The 10,686-nt window shown below is 61.5% G+C and carries 11 protein-coding genes; 4 read left to right on the top strand and 7 right to left on the bottom strand.

Features of this window, described 5'->3' with window-relative positions; translation table 11 throughout:
• Positions 1–133: 133 nt before the first annotated feature.
• Both ABYW26_RS04890 and ABYW26_RS04885 read right to left on the bottom strand, forming a co-directional pair.
• Entirely contained in the window at positions 134–1,117 is a 984-nt protein-coding gene (locus ABYW26_RS04890) for an NAD(P)H-quinone oxidoreductase (protein WP_372603671.1), read from the bottom strand.
• A 9-nt stretch (positions 1,118–1,126) separates the two neighbouring features.
• The gene (locus ABYW26_RS04885; protein ID WP_372603670.1) at positions 1,127–1,813 is read right to left on the bottom strand and encodes a COQ9 family protein; all 687 of its coding nucleotides are present in this window, start codon (positions 1,811–1,813) and stop codon (positions 1,127–1,129) included.
• A gap of 113 nt (positions 1,814–1,926) precedes the next feature.
• On the opposite strand from ABYW26_RS04885, the gene rpsU reads away from it, so the two are divergent.
• The gene (gene rpsU / locus ABYW26_RS04880) at positions 1,927–2,133 is read left to right on the top strand and encodes a 30S ribosomal protein S21 (RefSeq protein ID WP_008207378.1); all 207 of its coding nucleotides are present in this window, start codon (positions 1,927–1,929) and stop codon (positions 2,131–2,133) included.
• 98 nt (positions 2,134–2,231) lie between these two features.
• On the opposite strand, the gene ppk2 is transcribed toward rpsU, so the two are convergent.
• Positions 2,232–3,149 (bottom strand): polyphosphate kinase 2, encoded by a 918-nt coding sequence (ppk2, locus tag ABYW26_RS04875; RefSeq protein WP_372603669.1) that lies wholly within the window; start codon positions 3,147–3,149, stop codon positions 2,232–2,234.
• Positions 3,150–3,318: 169 nt separating this feature from the next.
• Between ppk2 and ABYW26_RS04870 the strand changes: the two genes are divergently transcribed.
• The gene (locus ABYW26_RS04870; RefSeq protein ID WP_372603668.1) at positions 3,319–4,770 is read left to right on the top strand and encodes a TrkH family potassium uptake protein; all 1,452 of its coding nucleotides are present in this window, start codon (positions 3,319–3,321) and stop codon (positions 4,768–4,770) included.
• On the opposite strand, the gene ABYW26_RS04865 is transcribed toward ABYW26_RS04870, so the two are convergent.
• Positions 4,771–5,229: an Lrp/AsnC family transcriptional regulator gene (locus ABYW26_RS04865; RefSeq protein WP_372603667.1), complete on the bottom strand. Its 459-nt coding sequence runs from the start codon at positions 5,227–5,229 to the stop codon at positions 4,771–4,773.
• Positions 5,230–5,364: 135 nt separating this feature from the next.
• Here ABYW26_RS04865 and ald point away from each other — a divergent pair, with 135 nt between their 5' ends.
• Positions 5,365–6,483, top strand: a complete 1,119-nt coding sequence (gene ald, locus ABYW26_RS04860; RefSeq protein WP_372603666.1) for an alanine dehydrogenase — start codon at positions 5,365–5,367, stop codon at positions 6,481–6,483.
• Between the two features lie 7 nt (positions 6,484–6,490).
• Here the strand turns inward: ald and mscL are convergent, their stop codons facing one another.
• Positions 6,491–6,922 (bottom strand): large conductance mechanosensitive channel protein MscL, encoded by a 432-nt coding sequence (gene mscL / locus ABYW26_RS04855; protein ID WP_372603665.1) that lies wholly within the window; start codon positions 6,920–6,922, stop codon positions 6,491–6,493.
• 139 nt (positions 6,923–7,061) lie between these two features.
• Between mscL and ABYW26_RS04850 the strand changes: the two genes are divergently transcribed.
• On the top strand, positions 7,062–7,763 hold the full coding sequence (locus tag ABYW26_RS04850) for a glutathione S-transferase N-terminal domain-containing protein (protein ID WP_372603664.1): 702 nt from the start codon (positions 7,062–7,064) through the stop codon (positions 7,761–7,763).
• A gap of 81 nt (positions 7,764–7,844) precedes the next feature.
• Here the strand turns inward: ABYW26_RS04850 and pheT are convergent, their stop codons facing one another.
• Positions 7,845–10,244, bottom strand: coding sequence for a phenylalanine--tRNA ligase subunit beta (gene pheT, locus ABYW26_RS04845; protein WP_372603663.1), 2,400 nt, complete (start codon positions 10,242–10,244; stop codon positions 7,845–7,847).
• Between the two features lie 19 nt (positions 10,245–10,263).
• The coding region (locus ABYW26_RS04840; RefSeq protein WP_372603662.1) for a hypothetical protein at positions 10,264–10,686 on the bottom strand (423 nt) is incomplete at its 5' end.

The following is a 10,686-nucleotide window of genomic DNA, read 5'->3' as shown; positions in this document are numbered from 1 at the left end:
CCCCGGATCTTGAGCCACGCGATTGCGGCGCTGACACGGTGCGGGACTGTCGCTTGCAAAACGCATTGTTCGAGCCGGTTCGATAGGGCGGGACGCCTCCGGCGGGAGTATTTGCGCCAGGAAAAGACCGGGGTCAGGCGATTTTCAGGACGATCTTGCCGATATGCTGGCTGGTCTCCATCCGGGCATGGGCGGCAGCGGCATCGGCAAGGGGATATTCGCTGTCGATGACCGGGTGGATCTTGCCCGCGTCCAGCAACGGCCAGACCTTTTCGCGCAGCTGATCAGCGATGCGGGCCTTGGCCAGATCGGATTGCGGCCGCAGGGTCGAGCCGGTGATGGTCAGGCGGCGGGCCATGATCTGGGCGAAATTGATCTCGGCCTTGGGGCCGGACAGGAAAGCGATATGCACCATGCGCCCGTCATCGGCCAGCGCCTTGATGTTGCGGGCGATATAGGAACCGCCGACCATGTCGAGGATCAGATCGGCGCCGCCTTCAGCCCGCAGAACCTCGACGAAATCCTCGTCGCGATAGTTGATCGCGCGCTCGGCACCCAGATCGCGGCAGACCTGACATTTATCTCTGGAACCCGCGGTGGTGAACACCCGCGCCCCGAAGGCATTGGCCAGTTGAATGGCGGTCGTGCCAATGCCGCTGGAGCCGCCATGGACCAGAAACCGTTCGCCCGCTGTCAGACCGCCGCGCATGAACACGTTCGACCAGACGGTAAAGAAGGTTTCCGGCAGGCAGGCGGCCTGTTTCAGGTCCATGCCTTTAGGCACGGGCAAGCAATGCGCGGCGGGGGTGGTGACATATTCGGCATAACCACCGCCGGGCAACAGCGCGCAGACCTGATCGCCCAGCGACAGGCCGCTGACGCCCTCGCCCAGCGCCACGACCTCGCCCGCGCCTTCCAGCCCCGGCAGGTCCGAGGCGGTGGGCGGCGGCGCGTAAGATCCGGCGCGTTGCAGTGCGTCGGGGCGGTTGACCCCGGCGTAGGCCAATTTCAGCACCACCTCGCCCGGACGCGCCACCGGCACCGGGCGGCTGGTCAGGGTCAGAACCTCGGGGCCGCCGGGTTGGGAAATCTCGACGGCGCGCATCATGTCAGGCAGGGTCATGGCTTAGAAGTTTCCTTTCGTGAAATGGCCGGGCAGATCGCCGCGTTTCACCCCCGAGGGGGCGCGGACCTTGTCCATCAGACCAGCCAGCGGTTTGAGCAGCGGGTTGTCGCGGGTCTTGGCCTTGAGTTTTTCGAACTGCATCACATTGTCGATGCGGCGGTCCAGAAACGCCCATGTGTTGGCAAAGTCGGGGCTGTCATCGCCCAGCCAGAACAGCACCGTCGCGCCATAGACCGCCGACAGCGTGGCACGCTTGGTATACCAGTTCACGTCCTTCGACGTATCGCCCAGCGCGGTCCAGATCGCATCGGCCGTGCCCCAGATCGCCCGCGCCCCGTCGCCGGTATATTGCGGCAACGAAAACAACGTCGAGCCGCGCCGCACCAATTCGCGATCCTCGACCGCCTCAAGCCGAAAGCGCACGGCGGCAGCGATGCGATCGCGGAACCGCATGTCGCTGAGATCGGTGGCGGCCAGCCGCGCGCGCATCAAAGCATCGCCCTGGCGGTGATAGGCCAGCGCCAGATCGACCGCGCCGCGCGGAAAGGCGGTGCGGGCCAGCGCCGGGTCATGGCCGGTCTCGGCAATGGCGGCGCTTAACGTGGTGTCGCTCCAGCCGTCAAAGGCCACATGCGGCAGGGCCGCGGCCAGAATTTCATCCTGAACAACTTGGATTTCCGGGCGCATTTCGGCCTCCTGATTGCGTTTGGGCCGACTGTAGACAAGCTGGCGGGGCTTTGCTATACGGCGGCTTCCTGCAATTGACCGAAACTCCAGACTAGAAAGGTGGTGAAAACCACATGCAGGTTAGTGTTCGCGACAACAACGTCGATCAGGCGCTTCGTGCCCTGAAAAAGAAGCTGCAACGCGAGGGTGTGTTTCGCGAAATGAAGCTTAAGCAACATTTCGAGAAGCCGTCCGAGAAAAAAGCACGCGAGAAGGCCGAGGCCATCCGCCGTGCGCGTAAGCTCGCTCGTAAAAAAGCTCAGCGCGAAGGGATGCTCTGAGCACCTCATCGGCAAGCGAACCGAGGCTTCGGCCTTAGTGCGACGACCCCCGAGCGAAAGCGCGGGGGTTTGTTGTTTTCAGGGGGTTACGTCCCGGATCAATAGATTTTCGGCACGTAAAGTTCCGGCGGCAGAACCCGGCGTTCATAGTCGGGGTTGAACACGCGCTCGGGCAGGTCGATCTTTTCGTGCGGGATTTCGTGATAGGGAATCTTCGACAGCAGGTGCTCGATGCAATTCAGGCGCTCGCGCTTTTTGTCGTTGCCTTCGACGATATACCACGGCGCCTCGGGGATGTTGGTGCGGGCGAACATTTCCTCTTTCGCCTTGGTGTATTGTTCCCAGCGCACCCGGCTTTGCAGGTCCATCGGCGACAATTTCCACTGTTTCATCGGATCGTGAATCCGCATGAGGAATCGCATCTGCTGTTCCTCATCGGTGATCGAGAACCAGTATTTCAGCAGGATGATCCCCGAGCGCACCAGCATGCGTTCGAATTCCGGAACGTCTTCGAAAAACTGTTCGACCTGATCTTCGGTGGCAAAGCCCATCACCCGCTCGACCCCGGCGCGATTATACCATGACCGGTCGAACAGCACGATTTCACCACCCGCAGGCAGATAGGGCACGTAGCGCTGGAAATACCACTGGCTTTGTTCCCGCCGTGACGGGGCCGGAAGCGCGACAACCCGCGCCACACGCGGATTCAGGCGTTGGGTGATGCGTTTGATCACGCCACCCTTACCGGCGCTGTCACGGCCTTCCATGATGATCAGAACCTTGGCGCCGGTGTGCTGAACCCAATCCTGTAACTTGATCAGTTCGGCCTGCAAGCGCAGCAGGTTGTGGAAATAGACCCTGCGGTCCAGCATGTCGGGATGCTGTTCGCGGTAGATCTTGCGAATTTCCATCGACAGCATCGGTTCGTTGAATTCGACCTCGATGTCTTCGTCGAACGTGTCCTGAAGCTCTGCCTCCAGCCATTTGAGATTTGCGTTTTCGTCTGGCTGGTCCATTTGAAATGCTCTCCTTGGGTCACGGGCGGCTGCGGGTGCAAATCTGTGCCATATCAGCCCCGCATAAACCTTTTGTGTCAGAAAACCCCTGTTTTTCCCCGAAAGGCAAGGGGCAACCTGTCACCTTTGCTTGACAGTTCCGCGCACAGACGAAAAGCCTGTGCCCATCATGGCTGAACTCAGACCCGTCGGATATATTTTAGGCCTGTTGCTGATTTCGTTCGGTGTGCTGATGCTGCTGCCGATGCTTCTGGATCAGGTCCGGGGTGATGCCAACGGTCTGGCCTTTCTGGAAGCCGCGATTCAGACCGTGCTGTTCGGGCTGCTGCTGTCGACCTCGTGCCGCAACAGCCTGCATGACACGCTGACCATCCGGCAGGCCTTTGTGCTGACCGCCGGGATCTGGACGGTGCTGCCGCTGTTCTGCGCCCTGCCCTTTATCGAGGGCGCCCCCAAGGCCGCCTTTACCGATGCCTATTTTGAAACCGTCTCGGGCCTGACCACCACCGGGTCGTCGGTGTTCAACGGATTGCAGGACATGCCGCGCGGCGTGATCCTGTGGCGCGGGATGCTGAACTGGCTGGGCGGGCTGGGCATTGCCTTTGTGGCGATGATCTTTCTGCCGGTGATGCGCGTTGGCGGCATGCAGTTCTTTCGCACCGAAGGCTTTGACACGATGGGGAAAATCCTGCCGCGCGCCGGGGATATCGCGCGGATGCTGGTGGTGTTCTATACCGGGCTGACCGGCGCGGCATTTCTCAGCTATGTGCTGACCGGGATGCCGTGGCTGCATGCGCTGGTCCATGCGTTTGCGACGATCTCGACCGGCGGGTTTTCAACCTCGGACGACGGGTTCGGCGCCTTTAGCGGCGCGGCGGAATATGTCGGTTCGGTCTTCATCATTCTGGCCAGCCTGCCCTATATCCGCTTTGTGCAGGCCATGTCGGGCCACGGGCTGAAGCCGCTTTACAAGGACGAACAGGTCCGGGCCTATCTGCGCTGGATCGCCACGGCGGTTGGGCTTGTCGTTCTTTACCGGCTGTTCACCTCGTCCGAGCCGGTCGAGACCATCTTCCGCCAAAGCCTGTTCAACCTGATCTCGATTTTCTCGGGCACCGGATTCGGGTCGGCCGATGTCTCGAAATGGGGCGAATTCCCGGTGATGATCGCCTTCATGGTCGGCATGATCGGCGGCTGCACCTCGTCCAGCGCCGCAGCGATCAGCGTGTTCCGCTGGCAATTGACGCTGAAGGCGATCCGCGCCCAGATCACCCGCCTGCACCTGCCGCATATCCAGCAAACCATCCGGTATGAGGGCCGCACGGTCGGTAATGACATTCTGGACCCGCTGATCCTGTATGTGACCGGCTATATCCTGACCATGGGCGTGATGATCATGCTGCTGGACATGACCGGCACCGATGCCGAGTCGGCGATCTTTGCGGTCTGGACCTCGCTGGGGAATGTCGGCTACGGCTTTGGCCGCACCTACGAGGCCGCAGGCAGCATGATCAACTATTCGACCTTTGCGAAATGGATCATGATCATCGCCATGCTGATGGGACGGCTGGGCCTGTTGTCAGTGTTCGTGCTGGTTCTGCCGCGGTTCTGGCGCTGGTAATCACACCGGCAAAGCGGTGGTTTTGAACACCGTTTTCAACGCAAAAGACGAATGCATCTGCGCCACGCCGGGCAGCCGGGTCAGGTGGCGGCGATGGATGCGGGCGAAATCCTCGCTGTCGCGGGCGACGATTTTCAGCAGATAGTCAAAGCTGCCCGCCATCAGGTGACATTCCAGAACATCGGGGATCAGCGCCACTTCGCGCTCGAACTGGTCCAGCAATTCGTCGGCCTGACTGGACAGGGTGATCTCGACGAAAACCGTTGTTGGCCGCCCCATTTTGCGAGCATTCAGCAAAGCAACGTAATCGCGGATATAGTCTTCGGCCTCAAGACGTTGCACCCGGCGGTGACAGGCCGAGGGCGACAGGTTCACCTTCTCGGACAGATCAGCATTCGAGATGCGCCCACTGCGTTGCAGGACGGTCAGGATTCGGCGGTCTGTATCGTCAAGTTCCATATCAGCAGATGATCCTTCGAAATAAACGCCGCGTTGCGCACGATCCTGCACCAAAAGCCCCGAACTGCGCAAAAGATTTCACGAAAATTTCTCGCGAACCCCGGCAGAATTGAACTGTCCCCAAAGGAGGCCCAAATGCTGATCGGATGCCCGAAAGAAATCAAACCACAGGAATTTCGCGTCGGCCTGACGCCCTATGCCGTAACCGAGGCCATCGCCCATGGCCACACAGTGCTGATTGAGACCGGGGCCGGGCTGGGCTCGGGGTTCGATGACGCCAGCTATCAGGCCGCCGGCGCCCAGATCGTCGCCGATGCCGACACGATTTTCGCCCGCGCTGATCTGGTGGTGAAGGTCAAGGAACCGCAAGCGGTCGAGCGCAAGAAGCTGCGCGAGGGTCAGGTTCTGTTCACCTATCTGCACCTCGCCCCGGATCCGGATCAGACCCACGACCTGCTGAACAGCGGCGTCACCGCCATCGCCTATGAGACCGTCACCGATGCGCAAGGCGGCCTGCCGCTGTTGGCACCGATGTCCGAGGTCGCCGGGCGTCTGGCACCGCAAGTCGGGGCATGGACCCTGCAAAAGGCCAATGGCGGGCGCGGCACCTTGCTGGGCGGTGTGCCCGGTGTCGGACCGGGCAAGGTTCTGGTGATCGGCGGCGGCGTGGTCGGCACCAATGCCGCGCGAATCGCCGCTGGCATGGGGGCGGATGTGACGGTTCTGGACCGTTCACTGCCGCGCCTGCGCTATCTGGATGACGTGTTCGGCCAGCAATTCCGCAACCGCCATTCCTCGACCGGGGCGTTGACCGATCTGCTGCCCGAGGCCGATCTGGTCATCGGTGCGGTTCTGGTCCCCGGTGCCGCCGCGCCGAAACTGGTGACCCGCGCCCATCTGGCGCTGATGAAACCCGGCGCCGCGATTGTCGATGTGGCGATTGATCAGGGCGGCTGTTTCGAAACTTCACACCCGACCACGCATCAGGACCCGATCTATGCCGTCGATGGGATCATGCATTATTGCGTCGCCAACATGCCCGGCGCCGTGGCCCGCACCGCAACGATCGCACTGGGCAATGCCACGATGCCGTTCCTGCTGGCCATCGCCGATAAGGGCTGGAAACAGGCCTGCGCGGATGACCCGCACCTTCTGGCCGGGCTGAACACCCATGCCAGCAAGCTGACCTATGCCGCCGTGGGCAAGGCGCTGGGTCTGGAAGTCACCAATCCCGGCCTTGCCCTGCGGATGTAAGCCCCGGCTATTTCTTCAGCAAATCGCGGATTTCGGCCAAAAGCTGCTCCTGCGTCGGGCCCTTCGGGGCCTCGGGCGCAGGGGCGGCGGCCTTTTCCGCGATGGCCGCGTCTTTGACCTTGTTCACATAGCGCACCAGCATGAACACCACGAAAGCGATGATCAGGAAGTTGATGATCGCCATGACGAAGGACCCATAGGCGAACACCGCCGCCCCAGCATCGCGCGCCTCGGCCAGCGAGGCATAGCCGCCCCCGCCCTTCAGCACGATGAACATGTTGGAAAAGTCGATTCCGCCGATGATCAGGCCAATGATCGGATTGATCAGATCGTCGACCATGGACTTTACAATCGCGGTAAACGCCGCGCCGACGATGATCCCGACCGCCATGTCCAGAACATTCCCGCGGGCGATAAACCCTTTGAACTCTTTCAGCATTCCTGCCCCCGTTTAACTTTGCGACACCACGTCGCGACCATTGCAATTGCGCTGCCTTGTCAGAAACTTATCATACGGGAAACCGGTGAGAATGGTTTTTTCGCCCGATCCTTCCCCCTTGCCCCGCGCAGGAGAACCGATGACTTCCCTTTCCGACTTTACGATCACCCATCGCTGGCCGCCGCGCGATCCCGATGCCATCCAGTATTATGGCCGCACCACCCCGAACGGGATCAAGGTCTCGGTCATGCTCGAAGAACTGGGCCTGCCCTATGACGCCCACCACATCCGGTTCGAGGACAAGGATCAATTCTCGCCCGAATTCCTCAGCATCAGCCCCAACAACAAGATCCCGGCAATCATCGACCCGCATGGTCCCGGCGATCAGCCGCTCGCCCTGTTCGAAAGCGGCGCGATCCTGCTGTATCTGGCGGAAAAAACCGGCAGGCTTTTGTCGCTTGATCCCGCCACCCGCTATCACACGATCCAGTGGCTGATGTTCCAGATGGGCGGCGTCGGCCCGATGTTCGGTCAGGCCGGATGGTTCCTGACCGAAGCCGGCAAAGACATGACCGACCGCCTGCCGCACACCCGCTATATCAATGAATCGAAACGCCTGCTGGCGGTGCTCGATAAGGCGATGGACGGCAAGGACTGGATCATGGGCGACTATTCCATCGCCGATATCGCCATCGCGCCATGGCTGAAACACCTGACCGTGGCGTATGGCGCGGCCGAGCATGTCGACTGGACCGGCCTGCGCAACATGCCCGCTTATCTGGACCGGTTCCTCGCCCGCCCGGCGGTTCAGCGCGGCTATAAAACCCCGCCGCGCAAATGAAACCGGCCAGCGCCATCGCACCGGCCGTTTCTTCTTTGCAAAAATATCCTCCGGGGGTCTGGGGGTGGAAAACCCCCAGCCTCAGCCGCGCAGCGCGCCGCCGGTAGCCTTGCTGACCTTGTCGACGATCTTGGCCGACAGGGCCTCGATGTCCTTTTCGGTCAGGGTGGCATCGGTGGGCTGAATCCGCACGGTGATCGCCAGCGATTTCTTACCCTCGCCCAAGCTGCCTCCGATGAATTCGTCGAACACCCGCACATCCTCGATCAGCGCCTTGTCGGCCCCGACAGCGGCGTTCACCAGCGTCAAAGCCTCAACCTCGGCATCGACGACAAAGGCAAAGTCGCGCTCGACCGCTTGCAGGGTGCTGGGCGAGAACGCCTGACGCGCGGCACCGGTGTTCCGCGGCATCGGCGGTTCCTGCAGATAGATGGTAAAGCCCACGGCGGGGCCTTTGACGTCCATCTCGCTCAGCACCTTGGGGTGCAGTTCGCCAAACACGGCCATGACCTTTTTCGGACCCAGACAGATCTTGCCCGAGCGGCCCGGATGCCACCAATCCTCGACCCCGCGCAGGATTTGCACCTTGGCGGGGGCGTTGATCGCCGACAGAACGGCCTCGACATCGGCCTTGGCGTCATAGACATCGACCGCGCGGCGGGCGCCGTGCACGTCCTTGGGGCCGGTGTGGCCAACCAGCAGGCCGGTTGCCAGAACCGCCTGTTCGCCCGGCTCGCCACCGCTAAAGGCGGGCCCGACCTCGAACAGCGCCAGATCGGCAAAGCCGCGCGCCTGATTGCGGCTGGCGGCCTGCAACAGGCCGGGCAGCAGATCGGGGCGCATGTGGCTCATTTCCGACGAGATCGGGTTTTCCAGCATCGTTGCGTCGTCACCGCCGCCAAACAGCTTGGCCGACCCGGCGTCGATGAAGGAATAGGTCACGCATTCATTATACCCCAGCGCCGCCATCGTGCGCCGCGCGATCTGTTCGCGCTTTTGCATCGGGGTCAGGATCATGCCGGGAACGCCTGCGGTGGCCCGGGCCATCGGACGGCCTTGCAGCTTGGTCAGGCTGGCGACGCGCGCCACTTCTTCGACCAGATCGGCCGAGCCCAGAATATCCGGACGCCACGACGGCACGCTGGCCATGTCGCCAGTCAGCGTAAAGCCCAGCGCGGTCAGCGTCGCGCGCTGCTGTTCGGCCGGGATGTCCATGCCGACCAGCGATTGCACCCGGTCGGTGTCCAGCTTGTAAGCGCGGCTGAAATCGGGCTGTTCGCCTGCAACCACGACCTCGGACGCCTCGCCCCCGCACAGATCAAGGATCATCCGGGTGGCGTGTTCGATGCCGGTCGCGGTCCAGTCGGCGTCGATCCCGCGCTCGAACCGATACCGCGCGTCCGAATTGATCTTCAGCGCCCGTCCGGTGATCGCGGTGCGGATCGGATCGAAATAGGCGGCCTCAAGGAACACGTTCACGGTGTCCTCGGTGCAGCCGGTTTCGGCCCCGCCCATCACACCGGCAAGGCTTTCGACCACGCCATTCGACGAAATCACCGTCATGCCGGGTTCCAGCGTGTATTCCTTATCATCCAGCGCAAGGAAGGTCTCGCCGCCCTTGGCCGCATGCACCCGCAGCCCGCCCGACACCTTGTCGGCGTCGAACACGTGCAGCGGGCGGTTGTTGTCATAGGTGAAGAAGTTGGTGATATCGACCAGCACCGAAATCGGGCGCAGGCCGATGGCGCGCAGCGCGGCCTGCAACCACGCCGGCGACGGGCCGTTCTTCACGCCCTTGATGACGCGACCATAAAAGACCGGACAGGCCTTTTCCTGAACATCAGCGTCGATCGTCACCGAAATCGGGCACGGGAAGGCGCCGGGAACCGGCGCGGCCTCGCGCGGTTTCAGGGTGCCAAGGCCCCGCGCCGCCAGATCGCGGGCAATGCCGCGCACGCCCAGCGCATCGGGGCGGTTGGGGGTGATGGCGATTTCAATCACCGGGTCCACCTTGGCGGGGTCGTGTTCGGCCAGCCAATCGGCAAAGCTTTGACCGATCTCGCCGGTGGGCAGTTCGATAATGCCGGTGTGTTCGTCCGACAGTTCCAGCTCGCGCTCAGATGCCATCATGCCGAAACTTTCGACGCCACGGATCTTGCCCACCGAAATGGTGATGTCGAGGCCGGGGATATAGGTGCCCGGCTTGGCCAGAACCACGGTGATGCCAGCCCGCGCGTTGGGGGCGCCACAGACGATCTGAGACTCGCCCTCGGCGGTCTGAACCTTGCACACCCGCAGCTTGTCGGCATCGGGGTGCTGTTCGGCATGGATGACCTTGGCGATCTGGAAATCGGCCAGCTTGGCGGCGGGGTTTTCCACGCCTTCGACCTCAAGACCCAGATCGGTCAGGGCATAGAGGATGTCATCGAGGCTGGCCTCGGTGTCCAGGTGATCTTTCAGCCAGGAGAGGGTGAATTTCATTGTTCTGTCTCTTTTTCGACTACTTCTTCCGGCCTGGAACGCCGCAAAAACGACCTATGGCATTGAACGCTATTATCGTCATGGGCAAATGCCAGCCTTCAGGGTTTGCTTCGACATACTTGTTCACGATTGCCGTCAACTGTGAGGAGGAAACATCTTTCACGCAGATATAGAGAGCTTCGAGGCACTCCGTGGAGGCCCCAAAAACGCTGCCCGTAGCCATACCCTCGAAGAAGCCCATAACATAGCCAATTTGAACGTCTTCATTTTGCTCACGGAAATGAGCTGCCGACATGAACGAAGGCCCAAAGGCATTCTTGTGAAGCTTGCACGCTTCAATGTCAGCCGCTGACGATTCATATGGGACAAGAGCAAGAGATACGAAGGTCAAAAGCCGGGCCCATGTTTGAAGTTTCAAACCAGTAGGCAAAAAGGACCGTGT

Source organism: Actibacterium sp., from assembly GCF_041584535.1.
GTDB lineage: Bacteria > Pseudomonadota > Alphaproteobacteria > Rhodobacterales > Rhodobacteraceae > Actibacterium_D.
The sequence above is the reverse complement of the archived record's forward strand: the minus strand, read 5'-3'. Positions and strand labels throughout refer to the sequence as shown.

Bases quoted from the DNA above. Each gene is read 5' to 3' on its own strand.
- ABYW26_RS04885 (WP_372603670.1), bottom strand. From the start codon at position 1,813: ATGCGCCCGGAAATCCAAGTTGTTCAGGATGAAATTCTGGCCGCGGCC.
- rpsU (WP_008207378.1), top strand. From the start codon at position 1,927: ATGCAGGTTAGTGTTCGCGACAACAACGTCGATCAGGCGCTTCGTGCC.
- ppk2 (WP_372603669.1), bottom strand. From the start codon at position 3,149: ATGGACCAGCCAGACGAAAACGCAAATCTCAAATGGCTGGAGGCAGAG.
- ABYW26_RS04870 (WP_372603668.1), top strand. From the start codon at position 3,319: ATGGCTGAACTCAGACCCGTCGGATATATTTTAGGCCTGTTGCTGATT.
- ABYW26_RS04865 (WP_372603667.1), bottom strand. From the start codon at position 5,229: ATGGAACTTGACGATACAGACCGCCGAATCCTGACCGTCCTGCAACGC.
- ald (WP_372603666.1), top strand. From the start codon at position 5,365: ATGCTGATCGGATGCCCGAAAGAAATCAAACCACAGGAATTTCGCGTC.
- mscL (WP_372603665.1), bottom strand. From the start codon at position 6,922: ATGCTGAAAGAGTTCAAAGGGTTTATCGCCCGCGGGAATGTTCTGGAC.
- ABYW26_RS04850 (WP_372603664.1), top strand. From the start codon at position 7,062: ATGACTTCCCTTTCCGACTTTACGATCACCCATCGCTGGCCGCCGCGC.
- pheT (WP_372603663.1), bottom strand. From the start codon at position 10,244: ATGAAATTCACCCTCTCCTGGCTGAAAGATCACCTGGACACCGAGGCC.